The sequence below is a fragment of the Paenibacillus sp. EC2-1 genome (genome assembly GCF_049311625.1).
Taxonomy (GTDB): Bacteria; Bacillota; Bacilli; order Paenibacillales; family Paenibacillaceae; genus Paenibacillus_AQ.
Genome location: NZ_CP186006.1, coordinates 2,208,492 through 2,230,400, shown reverse-complemented (window position 1 = coordinate 2,230,400; position 21,909 = coordinate 2,208,492). Strand labels below are relative to the sequence as shown.

The following is a 21,909-nucleotide window of genomic DNA, read 5'->3' as shown; positions in this document are numbered from 1 at the left end:
TCTATTCCTCAAACTCTGCAAAGTTCACATTTTCTACGATCCAGCGCTTCCGGGGATCGACCTTATCCCCCATCAGTGTAGATACTCGTCGTTCCGCTTTTGCTGCATCCTCTATCTGAACCTGCAGCAAAGTTCTTGATTCCGGATTCATCGTAGTCTCCCACAATTGATCGGGATTCATCTCACCCAGTCCTTTATAGCGCTGAAGCTCATAAGTTTTGAACTCCTTCAAGTAATTCGCAAGCTGTTCTTCATGCCAAGCATATCTCACCGTTTGAAGTTTGCCTGACTTACTTGAGATCTTATAAAGTGGTGGCTGTGCAATATAAACTCGGCCTGCATCGATGAGTGGTTTCATGTACCGGTAGAAGAATGTGAGAAGAAGCACCTGAATATGCGCTCCATCCGTATCGGCATCGGTCATGATAATAATTTTTGAATAATTACTGTCTGAAGCTGTAAATTCATTACCGATTCCAGCACCAATTGCCGCTACAATCGCACGATATTCATCATTCTTCAAAATATCAGCAAGCTTCGACTTCTCAGGATTCATCGGCTTACCCTTCAATGGCAGAATGGCTTGAAGCTTAGAATCTCGCCCTTGTTTCGCAGACCCACCTGCTGAATCACCTTCTACGATGAATAGCTCAGTACGAGTGAAATCTTTGGACTGTGCAGGTGTTAACTTCCCGCCGAGGTTGGAACTTTCACTGCGCTTCTTACCCGTTCGCATCTCATCCCGGGCTTTACGCGCTGCTTCACGTGCCTTGGATGCTTGAATCGCCTTCTTAAGAAGGGTCTGAGCGATCTGTGGATTTTCCTCTAGAAAAATCTGCATTTTCTCAGTAACGATGCTGTCCACCGTACTACGTGCAGATGCACTACCAAGCTGATCCTTCGTTTGACCTACAAACTCCACTTCAGACATTTTGACACTGATTACAGCCATCATACCTTCACGGAGATCGTTACCCTCAAGATTCTTATCCTTCTCTTTCAAAAGATTGTTCTTACGGGCGTAGTCGTTCATAACACGCGTATAAGCCGTCTTAAATCCTGTTTCATGTGTTCCTCCACCCCGCGTTGGAATAGAGTTAACGAATGAAGCAATCGTTTCGGTATATCCTGCGTTATATTGCAGCGCAATTTCCGCTTCGATCTCATCCTTTTCGGCATAAAAGTGAATGACATCATGAAGGACATCCTTTCCTTCGTTCAGGAACTCAACGAATTGACTGGCTCCTCCTTCATAAAAGAACTCATCGCTATTCCCACTTCGCTCATCCTTCAGTACAATCCGTAGACCCGAGTTCAAGAAAGCAATTTCCTGAAGTCGCTCTGCAAGTGTATCGTAATTCAGATGAATTCCAGCCGAAAAGACACGCGTATCTGGCTTAAAGGTTACCTTCGTGCCTGTCTTGTTCGTATTCCCTAACACTTCAAGCCCACTTACCGGCTCTCCTACGTGCTCAATTCCTTTTTTATCCTGCCAATATTCAAAGCGTTGACGATGGATTTTACCATCACGATAAATCTCAACTTCTAACCATTCTGACAATGCATTCGTAACCGAGGCACCAACACCGTGAAGACCACCGGACTTCTTGTATCCTGAACCTCCGAATTTTCCACCCGCATGTAGTATCGTGAATACAACTTGCGGTGTTGGAATTCCTGTCTTGTGCATTCCTGTTGGAATGCCTCGGCCATTGTCATATACCGTAATTGAACTGTCTTTGTGTAAAGTTATATCTATTCTCGAGCAGTACTTCGCAAGATGCTCATCCACCGCATTATCTACGATTTCCCACACCAGATGATGCAGACCTGACGAGCTTGTGCTACCTATGTACATGCCTGGCCGTTTGCGTACAGCAACTAGGCCCTCGAGCACTTGAATGTCGTCAGCATCGTATCCCGAGCGGCCATCTGGGCCGTTCTGTGATGACTCTGCAAACCTATCGATCTGTTCGACCATTCATGCTCCTCCTTCATATTTCACTATAAGGGGGGTTAGCACCCCCAAAATGCAAACAAATGTTTTGTATACCTCGTTCATTTTAATTCAAAATGTCCCGTTTCGTAAAGACAGTGAATGAAATGATCACAGCCGCTGCCGCCCATATCGCTAGAACAGCTAGGGAAAAATTGAGTGTCATCCCTTCAATTGGCGGTAAAGTTCCCGCAAGATAATCTGTAATTCTCAAATTCACCATAAATAAATACTTAGCGCTATTCCATGCAGACGCCATGTTGGTTAGTATATTCCCTGCTATGAGAGCTGCCATCATAATGACAATGCTAGCTGCTGTACTGCGCACAAGCACTGACACCATAAATGCCAGCGCAGCCACAACGAGACTGACAAACCAGATCAGTCCGCCTTGCATAAGAAGATACTTCCACTGCGGAACCGCATGAACTGCTGACATATCTACCTCTGACCCAATAATTTGAAAACCGGTAAATACAGGAAGCTCAAATCCTTTATAACCGAAGGCGAGACCTGAGATCAAGTAAGAAATCACATAGGTTGCCAAAATGATCAGTGAAACGAACATCACCAGTGCGATTAACTTGCTCAGGAGAATCTTCCATCTTTTCACAGGTCGGGTTAATAACATTTTAATTGTACCGGTTGTCCGTTCACCAGACACAATATCTGAGGCAATAGCCATTATGAGCAGTGGAATAAACAAAGATACGGCATTGTTCAGAAATTCACGGGTAAAGTTAACACCATTAGGTTCATTCGGATTGACATCATGTTTAAGATAATACTGCATCTGTTGAATAAAAACAGCACGGTACTGCTTCCACTCCTCTGGTACCCGATCGCTTCCAAGGGAATTCTCATTATCCGTAATTCGCTGTTGCAATTCCAAGCGCCAATCCCCATTAAACTTCCCTTGACTTCGCTCGGCTGACTTCATCTGCGCATATGTAAACATCGGAACCAGAACGAGCAGCACCAATAGAATAACGTAAAAGCGTTTCTTCTTCACAATTTTAATCGTTTCATTCTTAATCAGCGGTAGTATGCTACTCAATACTCTCACCTTCCGTCATCTGAAGGAACAACTGTTCCAGCGTTGGATTGATTCGGCTTACACCGCGAACTTCTACCCCTGCTGCAACAAGTTGTTTTACCGCACGGGCTGTATGCTCCTCTTGAATCCGCGTCACGATAGCTTCAGTAGACATTCCAGCTAAGATCGAATCATCCAGAAGAGACTCAGGATGATCCATAACCTCGCACTCCGCAATCTTGCGTAACACGCTTTCTCCTACCTCAGCAGGATACAAGTCCCAGACAACATAACCAGTACTCCCTGCAATAAGCTCATCAACTCCACCCACAGCAAGCACCTTACCTCTGCTTATGATCGCCACACGGTCACATAACAACTGGATCTCACTTAGGAGGTGACTGGATACGAATACAGCCAAACCTTCACCAGCAAGACGCTGGATGAACTCCCTCATTTCTTTGATCCCTTTCGGATCGAGCCCATTCGTTGGCTCATCTAGAATCAGAAGCTTGGGCCTGCCTAAGAGAGCTTGTGCAATACCTAGACGTTGACGCATACCAAGCGAATATGTACTTACCTTATCATGAATACGTTTATCCAATCGCACGATATCAACAACTTCATGAATCCGATCTTCGCCAATGCCAGGCTGCATTCTCGCAAAATGCTCCAGGTTCTCCCAGCCAGTTAAATAAGTGTAAACTTCAGGGTTCTCGACGATAGATCCTACAAACGCAAGGGCTTTCTCTTGTTGAGTATTTACGTCATAACCACACACTTTAATGCGACCTTTCGTAGGCTTTATAAGATCGACAAGCATTCGAATCGTTGTTGTTTTTCCCGCACCATTCGGTCCGAGGAAGCCGAAGATCTCACCTGCTCGAACGTCAAATGTAACATCCTGAATGATCCATTTTCGGCCGATTCGCTTCTTCACATTCTCCACGGACAAAACAACTTCTTTTTGTTCATCGTTCATCTGTATTTCACTCCCCTCACATCACAGGCTACTACAACTACAAGATCCCTTGTGCAATCCGCTTCGCAATGGCCTCGTATCCTTCACCATTCGGATGAAAGTGGTCCGAGGATAAATAAACATCTAATTTCCCCTGAAACAAATCAAATGTAGGAACCATCACCATATTCGGGTCACTATTCACAACTTGTTGTGCAGCATAATTCCAAGTGGAAACCGCGATATTTCCAGGTAATAGGAGCTCCTTTAAGTCAGCAAAAGGATGATAAAGACCGACATATATCACCCTTGCGTCCGGATTGATAATTCGTAATTGCTTCAGGATCTCCTTCAAGCGCTGTGTTGCTTGTGGGACAGCCTGCATTAACTGCTTCGGATCAAGTTCCTCTAAACCAGTCTTCGCACTCTCAATAATGCCACTTCCTTGAAACAGATCATTCCCCCCGATGGACAAAAGGATCAGATCGGCTTGTTGCAATGCATACTGGACACCTTTCTCTTCTAACTTCGGCAAAAGTGCCTCTGTAGTCAAACCGTTAATGGCAAGATTATTGAGTAGCTCGCTCTTGCGCCCACCATCATTCAGTATCTGAATGCTCCTACGGACAAATCCACTCCCCGTATTATCTCCGGTCCCTTTAGCTAAAGAATCTCCAATCGCCGTGATCTTTAATTCATCTGGTAAAGGAGGGAGCTCTCTAGATGCTTGCTCACGTCCTTGTTCATCTTGCTGTGGTGTAGTAACCGATTCACCTTGATTCTCTGACGGTTTAGGTTGTGAACTTAAAGATGCGGATTGAGGTGAATTTATATCTTGATAGGCATATATAAACCCGATAATTAACACAATAGTTACGATTACGGAGACCGATGCGGTAATCCGCCAAATCCATTTTGAAGAATGCATGAGGACGTCCTCCCCGATTAATGTGATATTCAATAACATATATTTACCAAGCGAAGTGACTGTATGTACATAAACATAAAACTTCTATGTAAAATTTGCAAATGAAAGCATATCCATGCATAAAAAAACAGGAGGATTATCCCTCCTGCTTAATTATTACTTTACGATTTATTCGCTAATAAATTCTTGAACCCAATATCCATTGTAGTAACCGACACCGATCTTAGTAAAGTTAGCAGACAAGATGTTCTTACGATGACCATCACTATTCATCCAAGAGTTCATAACCTCTTCTGGTGTACGTTGCCCCATAGCGATGTTCTCACCCGCATATCCGTATGAAATGCCATATTTCTTCATCATATCAAACGGTGATCCGTAGGTTGGGGAAGTATGATCGAAATATTTGTTATCATGCATATCCTTTGCTTTATCGAGAGCCATGCCTGTCAACTTTTCATGTACGGTAAGTGCTGGAAGTCCGGCTTTAGCTCGTTCTTTGTTCACAAGCGTTACTACTTGATTAGCAAAAGATGCATTCTCCTCACTTGGCTTATTAGGTTTGCTAGGCTCACTTGGTTGTTGATTTGGCTTACTTGGTTCGCTCGGTTGTTCATTAGGCTTGCTTGGTTGGCTTGGTTGGCTAGGCTTACTTGGTTCGCTCGGTTGACTCGTCGGCGGCGCAGGTGTTGATGGCTTTTCTACTTCCGGCGGCGTAGAAGGTTTTTCTGGCTCAGGTTTCGTTACAGGCTTCTGAACAATGCAATTAAAGCTCCCAGTCCATCCTTGACTTTCTAAATACTGCTGTAATTTTTGCTGCAAAGTTTGAATGGTCTCTTGAGATACACTAGGAGTAGCTGCTGACGCAGACGCAGAAGCAGGAAGCATAACTCCAACAGACAATACTGCGGCAAACCCTAAGCTAACAAGCTTTTTAACCATGGATCTATTCAAAAAATAACATCTCCTTAATTTCGATTTAGTTACAACTTTGTAATTAACTACGATCACATTGTAACATATTCGAAACCTTCATCTACCCTTCAAATGTTGGAAAGAACCATCGAACAACACAAAAAAAAGACTATCCTAAGCGATTCATCGCTACAGGATAGTCTCTTATTAACGAGCTGGATCTGAGTTACACATTATAATTCACAACATAGTTTTGAAGCGCCGTATTGTAATACCCGATACTATATTCCTTTACATGACCTTGCTCATCATAAGAATATCGCGATCTCTTTAAGAGCGGCTTTCCACTAGTAACCTGTAGAATTGTCGCAATATGTTCGGGTGGAGCCTGTACATCAAATTCATCGCGAAGCTTATCAAGTGAAATATTCTGATCCTCCAAAAGCTCGTATAATGATTGTGCGTTTAGATCTTGCAAGTCCAACTCACCAATTGTATGCGTCAAATAGTGCGTGTAATAAATATACGGTGCATCATCCAGAAAATAAACACGTTCAAGCCTGAGGCATTGATCTCCAAAAAGACGATTCGGCTCGGAATTCTTCTCGCACGAAATCGTTTCTACACGCAGCCATTGCTTATGAATGCGATGACCTTCCTCAACCAGAACCTCGGTGAATCGTTTCCACTTGGATAATTTAGAGGTAGATGTAATACGAATCACCTTCGTACCCTTTCCACTTCCTTTTTCCAAATAGCCTTCTTGAACCAGCTCCTGAATCGCATTTCTTACAGTTATTTTGCTCACACCAAATTCATTCTCCAGCTGAGGCTCTGAAGGAATGTTGGAACCGAGCGTATACACACCATAAAGGATGCGATCTTTAATAATATTTTTGATCTGCAAATACAATGGCCTATCTTTTCGCGATAAGCTCACAACTAATCCACTACCTTTCTACATCGCCTACAGCTTCAGTCATAGCACGACGGATATCCGCTTCAGATGCCATAGGGGTATCCCCTGACACCGTATGCGCCAGCATACTGGATACAGCGGCAAACTGTACAGTCTGATCCGGTGAAAGACCCTCCATCTCACCATGAATAATTCCGCTCGCAAAAGCATCCCCCGCACCAATTCGATCATACACAGCAAAAGTCAGCTTATCCGATAATACAAATTGATCCTGCTTAAATATATACCCGCACAGTGAATGCGTATTATCGTGGTTGATCGATCGATGCGTACCCGCAATTACTTGAATATGATACTTCTTCGCAACAATAGGAATCAAGTCTGTAAGCTGCTCTTCACGTTCAAGCTTACTCGTTACCATTCCTAATGTAAATATCGCGTCTTTTTCATTCATAATAACAATATCTGCGAGATTAAGCATATCTTCATAATGTGGTTTTGCAGCGGTATAGCCGTCTTCCCCCCATAAAGATGGACGATAGTTACAATCAAATATAACAGTTCCTCCGTGCTGTTTCACAGCTTGTGCTAATGATTTCATATGATTTCTCACACGATCATTCATAGCAAGCGCGATTCCGCAAAAATGAACCGCATCGATCTGAGTAGCTATTTCGGCATAATCATATTCGTGCTCAGGAGCGGTATTAAAACTGCTTTCAAGACGATTCGTATACGTTACACGACTTGAACGAACACCAAACCCATTCTCCAAGAAATACATTCCTAAATAGTTCCCGCCACGATGAATGAACGTTGAAGCAATACCTAATTTCCTTAAATAAGCTGCAGCTGCATCACCTAGAGAATTAACAGGTAATCGGGAAATGAGGTATCCAGAATGTCCATAACGCGCTAAAGCGGAGATAACATTTACTCCTGTGCCTGAAAAAGTGTAGTTTAAGGTGTTGCCTTGCGTAAGCAAGTCATATCCAGGAACCTGCAAACGCATCATGACCTCACCAAAAGCAGCTATTGCTTTAGGCATAACGATTCGCCAACTTTTTCATAATGGAGAGTAGCTCGCGAACATCCTCAATTTTAGTGTCACCGGTCTCTTTATCAATAATGGAAGAGTACACATGAGGAATCACTTGAGGAACGCCTGCTTCAAGTGCTATACGAAGAATCGGTTCGAAATTTTGCATGTCGATCCCACCTGTAGGCTCAAGCGCAAAACCTTCTTCTCCACATGCTTGTGCAACCGCGCGATACTCTTCTTCAAGACTAAGGCCCTGCATCGGAAAATATTTCAAAGCATTTCCACCCATATCACGAACGAGTGCAATAGCAGATTTAATCGGAATAATTGCTGCTTCACTCTGTGCAGCACTGTAAGGACCTGTTGAAATATTCACGTAACCAGGTCGACCTGAAGGAGATACGAGACTGTTAATCCAGCTATCTTGATCACCGAGATTAGCACGGGTTGCACCGACTGCTGGAAACACTTGATTGATATGACTTCCTGGATAATACTTAGCGATTTCAGCAACAACGGCAGCTTGACGGTTATCCCCTGCTCCAAGACCGATCGACACTGCATTTTCAATTTCTTCGCCGTACTGTTTCATGGCTGCTACAGCTTCTTTTACAGTAGCATAATCTTTAGATAGGACACCTACAAGCACGAATCCTTCTGCGGATTCAAAAACTTCCTTTGCGTTTTCAACATCGTTAGCTAGTACATTTAAAGCAACACGACCTCTGTATAAACGGTTTGATATATTGGACATTTTATCTTCCCCCTGTTAATTCACTTATTTTGGATTGTATAACAAGGATATCGTCACCCATTAATGACCTTGGATCGATATCAAAATAACCCTGTCTTACACCATAATCTCGAGTGTATATTGCAATCTCCCCGTTTTGAAGGCCGCTAGCTACTTCCTTCGCTGTTGTGCCCGTTTGCTCTGGATCAATCTGAACTCTAGCACGGTAAATCGCGCGCCCCGCTTCATCTTGAATGATGGATACACGCACCCCATTGATGTCATTCAGAGCCATTAACTTCTGTAGTTCAGCTCTTTCAGACTCGCTGTTATCCACTTTGACGATGTATTCATCGAGTGCTTGCAATAAACCAAATGTAGTTTCTTTACCCACCTTCATGCTGCGACCAATACCATGCAACTGAACTTTCAGCCAATCGATATAGTTACGTTTACCACCGACAATTCCTGAAGTCGGACCTTCGAGTGCTTTTGAGCCACTATAAATAGCTAGATCCGCATACTTCACGTATTTATGTATGTCTTCTTCGGCGGCTGCATCGACGATCATCGGAACACCTTTACGCTGAGCTACTTCCCATGTTTCTTCAACAGAGATCATATTTTTTTGAACTGCATGGTGAGATTTAACATAAAGAATTGCTGCCGTTTTGTCCGAGATAGCATCCTCAATATGCTCAGCTCGACCTTCATTGGCGTAACCAACTTCAACCAACTTTCCTCCACCTAAATAAACCATCGTTTCAACAGGCGCGCCGTACTGCACATTATGACCTTTCAAAATAATAATCTCTTTCTTTTCTATATTATCCTGATGAAGACGCTCACTTAGACGACGGTTCCCCCCCGTTACAATCGCTGCAACGGACAGAGCAATACCACTGGAAGCTGAGCTAACTACGACCGCTGCTTCAGATCCCAGTATACGTGCGATGTGATCGCCTGCTTTATCAACCAGATCAGCGATTTCCACATAGTTCTGTCCACCCTGCTTCATCGCATCCATAACCGTATCCGTTGGTGCGGATACACCTAGAATACTCATGCGTCCACTGGCATTAATAACTCGTTTAAGACCGTATTTCGCATTCAATGAATTCCCCATTGATAACCACTCCTTTTGCTTCAATCACTCGATTGGTTACTCGCTTATCGCCTTCAGAGTCAACGAGTTCCGCTTCTCTATTCTCAACAGAAAACAGTGTCAGATTCGCGACATCACCCACTTGAATTCTTCCAAGTTCAGGCTTACCCAGCCACTCCGCGGCGTTCGTTGTTACAGCAGCTACAGTCTCATCCAGCGAATAGCCCAGGTATAAAAATTTCGAGAGCACAGAACTCATACTATAAACGGGACCATTCACACGATTCCCTCTATAAATGTCAGTACTAATGGTATTAAGCCCGATGCCCTGTTTTCTCGCTGCTTCAGCTACTTGAAAGGAGAAGCTAGCTGTCCCATGTCCAACATCCAAATGAACGCCACGGTCAATCGCATCTAGCAGCACTGGAAGCGCCTTCCCCTCATCATCAAACAAGTTGTTCTTCTTGCCATTCAAATAATGAGTAATTACGTCTTTACGCTGCAGTAATTGAACCACTTCCTCAATATTTGGAGGTCCTGATCCGATATGAACCATTAACGGAAGATGAGTAGCACCGGAAAGCTCACGCGCAATTCGCAGCGGTTCTATCCCGCTTTCACCAACCACACTTCGACTGATCCGTGCCTTTAATCCAACAATGAAATCGGAGTACATCTCGGCTGCCTGCATAACCTTACTTCGATCAATCCATTCGAGTCTAGACAATTCATCAATTCGCGCTAGACCAATCCGCGAGATATTCAAGAAGGCATATACACGAGTCTTGGCCTGCTTCCTGTTCGAGACCAGATCAGCAATCCGATCAGCTCCACAGCTTCCTGCATCAATAATCGTTGTAACGCCTTGCTTAATACCAATCTCATCCATATCGTCCCCGTAAGGATCAAACTCTGGAAAGGCATGAACATGCATATCGATCCAACCGCTAGACACATAAGCCCCTAAGCCATTAACGATCCGACCACCTCTTCCATCCCCGGCAGATGTAATCGCTGTAATCCTGCCATTGTCGATGATGATATCGATTTCTTCTCCACTAACGCGCTTTACATGAGATAGTATGATTCTCTCTTCCACCTGCATCACCTTTTTATAATATAACGTTATAATGTTTAAGATATCACGGCTCTACGTCAAAGTAAATGAAAACATTATAATGTTTGAAAGCACTTTATTTTTGCAATAAATAACAAAAAAAATCTTAGCCTCGATTTGCATCGGACTAAGATTTCTCTTTGAATTAATTCTTATGCTTATTTCTTTGCAGCATATTTGCGCATATCAAAAGCCACAGCTACTACAATGATCAATCCTTTAATAATAAGCTGCCAATATGGGCTGACACCAATAAAGGTCAAACCGTAATTGATAATCGTAAAAATGAGAACGCCCGCCATCACTCCCGGGACTGTACCAATTCCGCCTGTTGTGGATACCCCTCCAACAACACAGGCTGCAATAGCGTCAAGTTCGTACATATTACCATAGCTATTCGTTGCTCCGCCCGTTCGAGCAGCTTCAAGTACACCCGCCAAGCCATAAAGCGCTCCAGCAATAGAGTAAATGATAATTAAATTACGAGCTACATTAATACCAGAGACACGTGCAGCTTGAATATTGCCACCAATCGCATACATATTTTTACCTAATCGTGTTTTATTAAAGATAACCCATACAACAAAGGCGACCGCGATCGCAATGAGCACAATATAAGGTATCCGGAAATCACCAGCGCCGATAAATCCCGTTCCTAGATCATTCGTGAAATCTGGACGCAATCCACCGATTGGCTGTGAATTGTTCGGCTCCATATCAAAATATAAGGAGTTAACCCCCAAGACAACAACCATTGTCCCGAGTGTCGCAATAAATGGTGGTACATTAAACTTAGCAACAATCACACCATTGATAAATCCAAATATTACGCCTGCGAGTACCGCAAGGATGACCGGTACAATATAGTACATATATGGAAGATCCGGAAAAAAAGGACTCGAATAATCTGACCTTTGAAGCATAGAAGCCGATATAACTGCCGACAATCCAACAATTCTGCCTGCCGATAGATCTGTTCCACCAGTAATCAGGATGAATGCCACACCTAAAGCAATAATTGCTCTAGTCGAAGACTGAATTAATACATCTCGCAGCGACTGTACGGAAAAAAATGCAGGATCATAAAGCGTAATACCAAGAATAAGTACGACCAATACCATATAAATAGCATTCTCTGACGCAAAATTACGAACTTTTAGCGTATTCATAGACTCTCTCCTTCTCTCTTTTGCCTAATGCTGAGCTGCTAGTCGCATAATGATTTCTTCATTCGCTTCTGACCTATCCAGAATTCCGGTCAATCGTCCCTCAGACATGACGAGAATACGATCTGACATTCCAAGAAGTTCCGGCATTTCGGACGAGATCATAATGATGCTCTTTCCTTGCTTAGCTAGATCAGCGATGATGCTATAGATTTCAAATTTCGCACCAACGTCGATCCCCCGAGTCGGTTCATCCAGCAGTAAAATTTCTGGTTCTGTAAGCAGCCACCGGGCTAGTAAGACCTTTTGCTGATTTCCCCCTGAAAGATTCATAATTCGTGTCCTCTGGGAAGGGGTCTTGGTCCGGAGCTTCTCAACCATCATCTTGACATCCGTCTTCTTCTTCTTCTCGTCCAATAAAATATAGAACTTTGGATACCGCTTTAAGTTAGCCACAGCACCGTTCTCATGCACGGACAATACGGGGAATATTCCGGTGGAACGTCTTTCTTCAGTCAATAGGGCAAGCCCATATTTCTTCGCATCCTCAGGCGACTTAATCTTAATCGGTTTACCATTCAGCAACATGCTGCCAGAAGCAATGTCCCGAAGTCCGAACAGAGCTTCAATTAATTCTGTACGCTGTGCTCCTACTAGTCCCCCTACACCAAGAATCTCACCTCGGCGCAAGTTAAATGTGATATCTTGAAATGATTTAGGGACAACAGAAGTCAAATTTCTGACCTCCAGCAGTACGTCACCCGGTACATTGTCACGCTCTGGAAAACGCTGCGTCAGGTCACGACCAACCATTTTGGAGATGATCAGATCGGTTGTCAGTTCGCCGGCGGGCCAAGTGCCGATCTTTCTTCCATCCCGCATAATTGTAACTTCATCAGATATTTGTAAAATCTCTTCCATCTTGTGTGAAATATAGATAATGGCAACGCCGCGTTCTTTCAGATCACGAATGATTCGGAATAAATGCTCTACTTCAACCCCCGTCAAAGAAGAGGTCGGTTCGTCCATAACAATAACGCGTGATTGATAGGAAACTGCTTTTGCTATTTCAATGGATTGTATTTTGGAAACGGACAGTTTTCCTACATTAATATCGGGGTCAATATCAATATTGATATCTTTGAACAATTCCTCGGTATCACTTCTCATTTTTTTATGATTCACAAATTGAATGGGTCCAAGGCCAGAGGTAGGGAACCTACCGAGCCATATGTTCTCCATGACACTTCGAAAAGGAATGGGATGGAGCTCCTGGTGGATCATCGATATCCCGTAACGCAGCGCATCTTTAGAATTTCGAATATCTGCGACCTCTCCGTTCAGACGTATCTCGCCACCATCTGCTGAGTAGATCCCGAACAAGCATTTCATTAGCGTCGATTTACCCGCTCCATTCTCACCCATCAGTGCGTGTACCGTACCTGGACGAACTTTCAGCGTAACTCCATCAAGCGCTTTAACTCCTGGAAATTCCTTAGTCATCTCATTCATTTCTAGTAAAAAGGGCTGCTCTGTCATGCGTTTGCCTCCTTCAAATCCATACTGCGGCTCTTGGACTAATACCAAATTCAACAGCCATAGCCTTCTATGAGGTATAAGAAAGGAGCGAACCGCTGTCCGCTCCTCTCTGCTGTACTTAACAAAAGACTGCTATTTTGCATCATCCATATTGTCTTTTGTAATCTTTTTGTACGAGATCCAGATGTATTGGTTATCGGTAATGTCGAAGCCAGCATTATCTTTCGTTGGTGTCTCACCATTTGCTAGTAATGAAGCTAACTTAACGGAAGCTTTCCCTTGGTTAACCGCATCGTTTAGAACCGTTCCGAGCATCGTTCCATCTTTCAGCGCTTCAAGAGCTGGAGCCGTCGCATCAACACCTACAACTGGCATCACTTTGTCACCTTTGAAATAACCAGCTGCTTTTAATGCCTCAATTGCACCAAGTGCCATATCATCATTATTTGCGAGCACAGCTTCGATTTTATCTCCGTGTGATCCGAGGAAGGCTGCCATCTTCTCCTGTCCCTTTACGCGGTCCCACATGCCGGAGTCTTCAGCAACTTTCTCAACTTTGATACCCGCATTCACAATTGCCTCAACGGAATACTTGGTCCGCAGCTCCGCATCCTGGTGTCCTGGCTCACCCATCAGCATGACATATTGCAGAACTCCATCTCCGTTCTTGTCTGCTTCAGGATGAGCTTTCCAATAATCCACAATCAGTTCACCTGACATCGTTCCGGATTCTTCAGCTTTCGCTCCAACGTAATACACCTTATCCCACTTCTTCATATCTTCCGGCAAAGGCTCGCGGTTCAAGAAAACGACTGGAGTGTCCGCTGCCTTCGCTTTATCAATGATGACACCTGCTGCAGTCCGGTCAACCGGATTAATAAGGAGAGCATCTGATTTTTTACTAATAAAAAGATCCACTTTATCATTCTGTGTAGGCTGTGAATTTAAGCTGTCCACAATATCAACACTAGCGATACCCTTGGCATTTTCTTTAATGGAATTCCTTACCCCTGTCATGAAGGTATCGTCAAATTTGTAGATTGCAACTCCAATCTTTGGCTCCTTGCCTCCGCTTCCTTCCTTCGATCCATCACTGGAACAACCAGCGAGTGCACCACCTAAAAGAGCGCCTGCAAGCAATACGGATGTTACCTTTTTCATCAACAATGACCTCCTATTTACTCTATATGGTTCGGACATAACGTTGTTTACGTTCTCATTATTACGGAAAAAGGAAATGAACTTAATACAAAATTCTCATCTGTTTTATGAAAATTCTCATGATTATCTTCATCTTACAAAAGGAAACAATTGTTTCTGATTCTCCGGCCACAACATATTATCTAAATCTATCATTTTGGTAGGCGTTTCGACTCGTTCAGGTACCTTCCTACCCTCTAGAGCTTCTACAGCATATTGAACAGCAAGATAGCCATTACTGAACGGGTTCTGGATAAGCGTTGCTTGAATCGTTCCTTCCTGAAGAAGTTCAATGATCTCCGGCGTACTATCAAAAGTGACCAGCTTAACTTGACCACCTAGACCAAGTGCTCGGATCTCTCTTGCAGCTCCTACTGATGAAACACTGTTCAGGGAAGCAATACCATCTAAGTCATAGGATTTAATCATTCTGCCCGTAATGTCAGCTGCCAGATTCTCATCTGATCCGCAATATCCAACTTCCATGATTTCTATCCCAGGAAAACGAGATATGTAATCCGTAAATCCTTCCATTCGCTCAGCTTCGTCATATGCACCTTTGACAAAGCTAACCACTCCGATTTTTCCAGATGAACCTAGTAGGTCGACCAAACGCTGTGCAACTTTCTGACCTGCATCATAGTTATTCGCTCCTATACGGGTCTCTACCCGAGCCGAAGCAACATCAGCATCCAATGAAACCATAGGAATGCCATAAAATGCAGCTTTATCTGCAGCCTGTCCCAGTTCCATGTAGTCACTCGCTGCAAGGACAATCGCATCCGATTTATACTCAATAGCTTCTTCCACCATCTGAATCTGACCTTCGATATCATCTTCGCTGGATGGAGCTTTGAAATTCAGCTCGATATTATACTCTTTGGCAGCGACAAGAGCGCCCATCCTTACCGTATTCCAGTAGTCTCCTCGGTTCATTTTTACGATCATATCAATGGAACGCATTTTGTCCCGAACTTTATTGTCTGGGAGGTCGCCTGAACAGCTCGTCATTCCAAGCAGCATAGCCATCGTTAAAAAGATACCCCAAGGTCGTTTCATGAAGAGATCCTCCCTTCTGAACGATCATTTGGCCACTGCGCTGGAATCGTAACTGTCACGGTCGTCCCTTCTTCTCGCTCACTTTCATAATACAATCCATATTCAGGACCGTATGCCAAGGTAATACGTTCATTCACATTTTTTACGCCCACGCCAGAGCCCTTTCCTCCCTCAGATTCACCACTCATCACGTCCTTTAGTTTCGATGGAGACATTCCGAGTCCATTATCAGCAATCGTAAACCGAACAATATGTTGATCCAAGACGGCCTTAATCGTAATCATTCCAGGGTCATATTGCTCTTCCAAACCGTGTACAATTGCATTTTCAACCAAGGGTTGCAGGATCAATTTCAAGGTCAGACAATCCAACACCTGATCATCTGCTTCAATAACAAATTGAAATTTGTTCTTATAACGTATATTTTGAATAATCAAATAATTCCGGACATGCTCAAGCTCATCCCTGACTGTGATAATGTTATTCCCTTTAGCAAGGCTGATCCGGAACAACTTCGATAATGAGGTAATGGTCTTTACAACCTCCTCGTTATGCCCTCTCTCCGCAAGCCGAATAACTGAATTCAGTGTATTGTACAGAAAATGAGGATTGATCTGTGCTTGAAGCACATCAAGTTCGCTTTTTCGCTTGGCTTCCTGCTCCAGAATAATCTGTTCCATAAGCTCTCTGATCTGCTGCACCATCAGATTGAATCGGTGAGATACACGCTCTACTTCGACAAACCCCTTAACATCTACTGGAGAAGAGAAGTCTCCCCGCTCTACTTTTTTCACGGATTTCTCTAGTCGTAGAATCGGTTGAGAGATCTTGGCAGAAACGAATACAGAGATGATAATGACACATGCCAATACAGCTGCGAGGAACCATAACAAGAATTCTCCCAAATCACGTTTCGTTGTCACAATCTCAGAGGGATATGATACACCAACAATCTTCCAACCAATTGGCTGCACAGATCGAACGGTAATATAACGTTCCTCGCCTGTAGACAGATCCGTATAGTTACCAAAATTGTACTTAAGCACAGGCTCCATATTCTCATATTTCAAGCCTGCGTATATCAGTTGCTGCTGCGGGTGGTACACAATATTCCCGACTGAATCGGTTATGTAGGCATATCCTTTTTTCCCAAGACTAACCTGAGAACTTAACTCATCAATCGTACGAAAGTTAATATCAACCATGAGTACACCTTTTTGCGTCTCTCCATAGGCTCGGTAATTGATCACCCGACTCATGGATACAACCCATTTGTACTGGCCTTGGTAGAGGTTCTGAATATGTGGGGCTGATATAGACAATTGATTAGGGTTTCGGATCGAGGTCTCGAACCAGCTTTGTGAAGTCAATCTTGTATTCTCCATCATCGGCTGAGCGGGTACATTGATAACGGACTCACCATCCATCGTGAATAATGCTATAGATACTAAGTCCTCTCTAGTCTGTAATAGTGTTGATAACTGCCCTCTTAACGAAGAATTGTTGTCGGTACGCTTGCCATCGAATTGATCCTCTACCACACGATAAATATCTTGCATTCCCTTTACGTAAGTCTCCAGGTTACTGCTAACTTGTTCGATAATCTGCTGGATATTCAGGTAAGCATTCTCTTCAGCAGTCCTTGAGAACTTATCGTAAAGCATGAAACTGACCACCAATACAACAACCATGGTGATGATTGAGATTAGGAAAGTAATCATCACCTGAATGCTGCGGAAGCGGAATAGAAGTCGATCTGAAACAGAGCTTTTCAAACGAAAGAAACGTCTAATTCTCCGTACCATATCGCTTCCTCATCCTTCCCCGGCTGTACGGTATTCTTTCGGTGAAATCCCGAACGTCTTACGAAAACAAAAGCTGAAATAATTGGGGTCGGAAAACCCGCTTTTCTCTGCAATTTCAAACGCCTTCAACGTTGTCGTTCGCAGCATTTCCTTGGCTGCATTCATGCGAACTTGCATCAGATAAGTTACAAACGTCATCTTGGTTTCTTTCTTAAAAATAGAACTGAAATATCCTGTGCTTATATGCAGCAACTTGCATACGCTGCCAATTGATAAATCGCTATCAGAATAATTTTTATGTATAAAAGCTTTTGCTTCTTCCACCGCATTCCTTGCGCTGAAATGCCGCTCAGATTCATAATTGCAAGCAAGCTTGTCACAAATCTGCCGTAGACGGTTCTTTAGTTCGTCGGGTCCAGTGAATGAAGTAATCTCTATTAATGAGTTCATATCCGAACCGAATAACTCTTGCGGATTCGTTCCACTCTCTTTCGTGAGCCTGAGAATAAGCGCCACAATCTCTAACCAATAGATCTGATAATCTTGAATCGAGGCTGTCTCCACCGTTTGTTCTTCAAACATGGAAGAGATCACCAATCTCCGTTCCTCTTCTGTCCCTACCTTAATACTACGAATAAGTCTTTGTTCATTGCGTTCATCAAGGGTTATGACAGGCTGAGAGGCTCTTGAGGCTTCAACATCTTCAATCCAAATAACCCGATTATTGCCATGTACTAGTCGATAATCTACGGCCTGCCTTGCTTCCTGATAAGATAAATAAAGGCTTTCGGGTGTATTTCTAATGGCTGATGCACCTATGGTCACGGTCAGTTTTAAATATTTCTCCACCTTTTCACGAATGACTTCAAGTAACTGAAAAGTCTGCTTGATCAAACTCTCAGCATTCAGATCCCCATGGGTAATTAGAATAACTTCTTCACCTGCTATAAAAACAAGATTTCGATCTGAGTCGCTTAATTCATCTGCAATATTACGAACTGCAAACAGTTGAAGATTTCGGTTGTTCCCATTACGCAGAGATACCGTCTCTTTGGAGTTCTCGGTATTGGCTTCTGAACAAGATGGAGATGTATCTGGTGAGATGACTGCCGTAAGATAAGAGCCTTCCGTAAGAGTAAGGTTAAACGTTTCGCACTTCATTTTTATATCTTCAAGCGACATCCTAGTTGTCATCAACTCAGCTAAAAACATTTCTCTTAATATAGGTAAGCTACGTGCATAATGGGCTCTAAGCAGGTGAATATTCTCAGTCTGAGCTACTTCCGCTTCAATCTGTTCCTTCACCTTAAGTAATATTTGAATGAGTTCTTGAGATGAAAAGGGCTTCAGAACATACTCATCAATCTGCAAAGTTATAGCTTTACGGGCATATTCGAATTCATCATACCCTGTTAAAATAATGACCTTTGTCAGCGGATAATTCTCCCGAATCCACTCTGCTAGTTGAAGGCCATCCATAAAGGGCATCTGAATATCAGTCACGACAACGTCTGGCCTGCTCCGTTCAATCATCTCCATCGCTTCTTGTCCATTCTCAGCACGATCAGTAACGATATATCCATATCTCTCCCAATGGATCTGCTCCATCAGACCTTCTCTAACGTCCTCTTCGTCATCAACCAATATCAGCTTTAGCATATCTCACACGTCCTTTATTCCTTCACTTGTTCAATGTAGATGAATACTTATCCATACAACCCTCATAAATGATACCGCTTTCCAAATGTATATTCTGGATTACAACATCCGCTACCTGCAATACAGAACACAAAAAAGGCCTATTCCCTCAATAAATTGAAAGAATAGGCCGTTACTCCTATGATTCTGCATGTTGCGAAATACCACGGTTTCAATTATGTATTATTACAAAAAAGAGAAACCCGTTCCCTAACGGAGGGAGCGGGTTGGAGAAAAAGGCTAAACTACAGTTGCTTTATGAACTGATAGCCTGCTTTTTCAAATCCGATATGTTCAAAAAATGCATGTGCCGGGGCTAAACCTTCCCGGTTGCCGCTTGTGAGAAACAAGAGGTTGCTTCCCTGCTGTTTTCCCCAATTCTCTCCACCGCGTACCAATCGTTTGCCGATTCCTTGGCTGCGGCAGCTTGAGGTTACAATCAACGAAGTGATTTGAGTTGCCCATTCAGTCTCTGCGAAGGATTTGACCTGACGAAGCATCATCATACCTACTACCTTACCGTCTAGCTCTGCAATCATGTTGCAGTAGAGCGGGTTTGCGCTCATCATTTCCATCCGATCACGCATTACATTCAGCGTTGTTGGATAATGTAACTCGCGCATTAAAGACGTGACAGATTCCAAATCTTTTTTCTCAAACGTTCGAATCAGCAGTGCAGGCGCAGACAAAACGCTATCCATGCTCATTATACCCTCATGCTTCCCTTCTCGTATGATATCTTCTCCACATTATCTATTTTCGTAGTTTCTGATGAAGATTGCAAGAGGGTTCCGACAAATTTCTCTCTATTATACGAATATTATTCACTTAAATGTTACAAAAATTTATACTGAGCTTCAATCAATCCATGATAGGTTCCCTGCATATTCATAAGCTGGTTATGATTTCCTTGTTCAATGATTTGACCATGATCCAAGACAACGATTAAATCAGCATGTCTGATCGTCGATAAGCGGTGTGCAACGATGAAGGAAGTACGTCCTTTCAGAAGCACCTTTAATGCATCTTGAATTTTGAGTTCGGTCTCTGTGTCGATACTTGCCGTTGCTTCATCCAAGATAAGAATTCGAGGATCTGCAAGAAGCGCTCTTGCAAATGATAATAGCTGTCTTTGACCCATAGACAACATATTACCTCGCTCTTCCACTTCCGTATCATAACCATTCGGCATATTGATGATAAACTCATGCGCATCGACCGCTTTGGCTACCTCTTCAATCTCCTCATCGGTAGCATCGAGGCGACCAAACCGGATATTGTCACGAATTGTTCCTGAGAATATAAAGGTATCTTGCAGCACAATTCCAATCTGATGACGAAGACTCTCAACCGTTACCTGGCGAATATCATATCCATCAATCGTGATCTTACCATCAGTTATATCATAGAACCTGCTCAAAAGATTAATGATCGTACTCTTACCAGATCCAGTATGCCCTACGAGAGCGATCGACTGCCCAGCTTTTACATCCAGGTCAATCCCTTTCAATGCTTGACGACCTTTCTCGTATTCAAATACCACTTTCTCTAGTTTGATATCACCTTTAATTTGAGGAAGTTTCTTAGCATTAGGAGCGTCATCAATATTAGGCTTCTCATCAATAAATTCAAATATCCGTTCCGATGATGCCATCGCTACTAAGAGCTGATTATACATTTGACCCAGACGGTTAATTGGTTCCCAGAAATTACCGACATAGTTTGAGAAGGCAATCAAGAGACCTACGGTAAGTTCCCCGCTCTGAATTAGCGTTGCTCCAAGCCAGAATAGGATCAAAGATCCGAAACCACCTGTAATTTCGATCAGTGGACCAAATGCTTGGTTCATCGCAGAAGCCCTATCCCAAGACTTCTTGCTATCCGCATTCATATGATCGAAGAACTTCATGTTCTCTTCTTCCTGCGTGTAAGCCTGCGTTACACGGATTCCTTGAATCGATTCATTCAAGTGGGAATTAATTCGAGAATTCTTCGTTCGAACTTCCTGCCAAGCTCTGCGGATTTTTATACGCAGTGCCGTTGAAATGAAGAACATAATAGGTACCGTAACAATAACAGCCAGACCTAATTTCCAGTTAATTAAGAGCAAGATAATAACGATACCGGCTAACTGTACACAGTCGATCAACAAGTTGACGACACCGTTCGTAAATAGGTCCTGTAAAGAGTTAACGTCATTCGTAACCCGGACTAGAACTGAACCTGCTGGACGTTTGTCATAGAAGTTGAAGGACAAACGCTGAATGTGCCGGAACAGATCTGCACGAAGGTCATAAATGACCCGCTGGCCTATAATATTCGTATATTTGATTCGGAAAATTCCTGTGATGTATTGAATAATATAAAGTACAAGAACAGTAATCGTAATCTTATACAGCATATTTAAACTCGGACTACCTTTTTCAGGAGCAATAGCCTGGTCAATGGCTGCACCTGTCAGATATGGAACCGCAAGCTTCGTGATGGTACCAATGATCATGAGAACAACGATAAGCGGTATCATCTGTTTCGCATAAGGCTTCATATAAGATATTAGCCGGGTTAATTGCTTCCAGTTAAATGGTTTCTCAATCACATCATCATCTTGATATACGAACCGTTCCCCCGTTGTCCCCGATTCTTTGTTAGAACGGGAAGCCTTCAATTTTGGCTTCCTCTCGATGTTCATC

At 43.2% G+C, this 21,909-nt stretch carries 18 protein-coding genes; all 18 read right to left on the bottom strand.

What is annotated here, in order from left to right:
- Position 1 precedes the first annotated feature (1 nt).
- Positions 2-1,981, bottom strand: coding sequence for a DNA topoisomerase IV subunit B (gene parE, locus ACK8P5_RS10560; RefSeq protein ID WP_422660892.1), 1,980 nt, complete (start codon positions 1,979-1,981; stop codon positions 2-4).
- A gap of 82 nt (positions 1,982-2,063) precedes the next feature.
- Positions 2,064-3,053 carry an ABC transporter permease gene (locus ACK8P5_RS10555; RefSeq protein WP_422660891.1) on the bottom strand — a complete coding sequence of 330 codons (990 nt, stop codon included), beginning with the start codon at positions 3,051-3,053 and terminating at the stop codon, positions 2,064-2,066.
- Positions 3,046-4,014: an ABC transporter ATP-binding protein gene (locus ACK8P5_RS10550; RefSeq protein WP_422660890.1), complete on the bottom strand. Its 969-nt coding sequence runs from the start codon at positions 4,012-4,014 to the stop codon at positions 3,046-3,048. The genes ACK8P5_RS10555 and ACK8P5_RS10550 overlap by 8 nt, the downstream gene beginning before the upstream one ends.
- Positions 4,015-4,051: 37 nt before the next feature.
- Positions 4,052-4,921 carry a GDSL-type esterase/lipase family protein gene (locus ACK8P5_RS10545; protein WP_422660889.1) on the bottom strand — a complete coding sequence of 290 codons (870 nt, stop codon included), beginning with the start codon at positions 4,919-4,921 and terminating at the stop codon, positions 4,052-4,054.
- 168 nt (positions 4,922-5,089) lie between these two features.
- Positions 5,090-5,875 carry a CAP domain-containing protein gene (locus ACK8P5_RS10540; RefSeq protein ID WP_422660888.1) on the bottom strand — a complete coding sequence of 262 codons (786 nt, stop codon included), beginning with the start codon at positions 5,873-5,875 and terminating at the stop codon, positions 5,090-5,092.
- Positions 5,876-6,062: 187 nt separating this feature from the next.
- On the bottom strand, positions 6,063-6,776 hold the full coding sequence (locus tag ACK8P5_RS10535; protein WP_422660887.1) for a GntR family transcriptional regulator: 714 nt from the start codon (positions 6,774-6,776) through the stop codon (positions 6,063-6,065).
- Positions 6,777-6,786: 10 nt separating this feature from the next.
- Positions 6,787-7,803 (bottom strand): sugar kinase, encoded by a 1,017-nt coding sequence (locus ACK8P5_RS10530; protein ID WP_422660886.1) that lies wholly within the window; start codon positions 7,801-7,803, stop codon positions 6,787-6,789.
- Positions 7,796-8,551 (bottom strand): 2-dehydro-3-deoxy-phosphogluconate aldolase, encoded by a 756-nt coding sequence (gene dagF / locus ACK8P5_RS10525; protein WP_422660885.1) that lies wholly within the window; start codon positions 8,549-8,551, stop codon positions 7,796-7,798. The genes ACK8P5_RS10530 and dagF overlap by 8 nt, the downstream gene beginning before the upstream one ends.
- A 1-nt stretch (position 8,552) precedes the next feature.
- A complete protein-coding gene (locus ACK8P5_RS10520) occupies positions 8,553-9,656 on the bottom strand; it encodes a DgaE family pyridoxal phosphate-dependent ammonia lyase (protein WP_422660884.1) in 1,104 nt (367 codons plus the stop codon).
- Positions 9,622-10,734 (bottom strand): amidohydrolase/deacetylase family metallohydrolase, encoded by a 1,113-nt coding sequence (locus ACK8P5_RS10515; RefSeq protein ID WP_422660883.1) that lies wholly within the window; start codon positions 10,732-10,734, stop codon positions 9,622-9,624. The genes ACK8P5_RS10520 and ACK8P5_RS10515 overlap by 35 nt, the downstream gene beginning before the upstream one ends.
- Positions 10,735-10,910: 176 nt before the next feature.
- The gene (gene mglC, locus ACK8P5_RS10510) at positions 10,911-11,921 is read right to left on the bottom strand and encodes a galactose/methyl galactoside ABC transporter permease MglC (protein WP_422660882.1); all 1,011 of its coding nucleotides are present in this window, start codon (positions 11,919-11,921) and stop codon (positions 10,911-10,913) included.
- Positions 11,922-11,945: 24 nt separating this feature from the next.
- Complete coding sequence (locus tag ACK8P5_RS10505) at positions 11,946-13,457, bottom strand: sugar ABC transporter ATP-binding protein (RefSeq protein WP_422661435.1); 1,512 nt, start codon at positions 13,455-13,457, stop codon at positions 11,946-11,948.
- Between the two features lie 132 nt (positions 13,458-13,589).
- Positions 13,590-14,618, bottom strand: coding sequence for a galactose ABC transporter substrate-binding protein (locus tag ACK8P5_RS10500; RefSeq protein WP_422660881.1), 1,029 nt, complete (start codon positions 14,616-14,618; stop codon positions 13,590-13,592).
- Between the two features lie 129 nt (positions 14,619-14,747).
- Positions 14,748-15,716 (bottom strand): substrate-binding domain-containing protein, encoded by a 969-nt coding sequence (locus ACK8P5_RS10495; protein ID WP_422660880.1) that lies wholly within the window; start codon positions 15,714-15,716, stop codon positions 14,748-14,750.
- Positions 15,713-17,521, bottom strand: a complete 1,809-nt coding sequence (locus tag ACK8P5_RS10490) for a sensor histidine kinase (protein ID WP_422660879.1) — start codon at positions 17,519-17,521, stop codon at positions 15,713-15,715. Before ACK8P5_RS10490 ends, ACK8P5_RS10495 begins: the two co-directional genes overlap by 4 nt.
- 9 nt (positions 17,522-17,530) lie before the next feature.
- A complete protein-coding gene (locus ACK8P5_RS10485) occupies positions 17,531-19,180 on the bottom strand; it encodes a response regulator (RefSeq protein ID WP_422660878.1) in 1,650 nt (549 codons plus the stop codon).
- 284 nt (positions 19,181-19,464) lie between these two features.
- Positions 19,465-19,926: a GNAT family N-acetyltransferase gene (locus ACK8P5_RS10480; RefSeq protein ID WP_422660877.1), complete on the bottom strand. Its 462-nt coding sequence runs from the start codon at positions 19,924-19,926 to the stop codon at positions 19,465-19,467.
- A 128-nt stretch (positions 19,927-20,054) separates the two neighbouring features.
- Positions 20,055-21,908: an ABC transporter ATP-binding protein gene (locus ACK8P5_RS10475; RefSeq protein ID WP_422661434.1), complete on the bottom strand. Its 1,854-nt coding sequence runs from the start codon at positions 21,906-21,908 to the stop codon at positions 20,055-20,057.
- Between the last annotated feature and the right edge of the window lies 1 nt (position 21,909).

What these genes read in the sequence shown, in the direction of transcription:
- parE (WP_422660892.1), bottom strand. Translation starts at nt 1,981, where the DNA reads ATGGTCGAACAGATCGATAGGTTTGCAGAGTCATCACAGAACGGCCCA.
- ACK8P5_RS10550 (WP_422660890.1), bottom strand. Translation starts at nt 4,014, where the DNA reads ATGAACGATGAACAAAAAGAAGTTGTTTTGTCCGTGGAGAATGTGAAG.
- ACK8P5_RS10545 (WP_422660889.1), bottom strand. Translation starts at nt 4,921, where the DNA reads ATGCATTCTTCAAAATGGATTTGGCGGATTACCGCATCGGTCTCCGTA.
- ACK8P5_RS10530 (WP_422660886.1), bottom strand. Translation starts at nt 7,803, where the DNA reads ATGCCTAAAGCAATAGCTGCTTTTGGTGAGGTCATGATGCGTTTGCAG.
- dagF (WP_422660885.1), bottom strand. Translation starts at nt 8,551, where the DNA reads ATGTCCAATATATCAAACCGTTTATACAGAGGTCGTGTTGCTTTAAAT.
- ACK8P5_RS10520 (WP_422660884.1), bottom strand. Translation starts at nt 9,656, where the DNA reads ATGGGGAATTCATTGAATGCGAAATACGGTCTTAAACGAGTTATTAAT.
- mglC (WP_422660882.1), bottom strand. Translation starts at nt 11,921, where the DNA reads ATGAATACGCTAAAAGTTCGTAATTTTGCGTCAGAGAATGCTATTTAT.
- ACK8P5_RS10505 (WP_422661435.1), bottom strand. Translation starts at nt 13,457, where the DNA reads ATGACAGAGCAGCCCTTTTTACTAGAAATGAATGAGATGACTAAGGAA.
- ACK8P5_RS10500 (WP_422660881.1), bottom strand. Translation starts at nt 14,618, where the DNA reads ATGAAAAAGGTAACATCCGTATTGCTTGCAGGCGCTCTTTTAGGTGGT.
- ACK8P5_RS10495 (WP_422660880.1), bottom strand. Translation starts at nt 15,716, where the DNA reads ATGAAACGACCTTGGGGTATCTTTTTAACGATGGCTATGCTGCTTGGA.
- ACK8P5_RS10490 (WP_422660879.1), bottom strand. Translation starts at nt 17,521, where the DNA reads ATGGTACGGAGAATTAGACGTTTCTTTCGTTTGAAAAGCTCTGTTTCA.
- ACK8P5_RS10485 (WP_422660878.1), bottom strand. Translation starts at nt 19,180, where the DNA reads ATGCTAAAGCTGATATTGGTTGATGACGAAGAGGACGTTAGAGAAGGT.
- ACK8P5_RS10480 (WP_422660877.1), bottom strand. Translation starts at nt 19,926, where the DNA reads ATGAGCATGGATAGCGTTTTGTCTGCGCCTGCACTGCTGATTCGAACG.
- ACK8P5_RS10475 (WP_422661434.1), bottom strand. Translation starts at nt 21,908, where the DNA reads ATGAACATCGAGAGGAAGCCAAAATTGAAGGCTTCCCGTTCTAACAAA.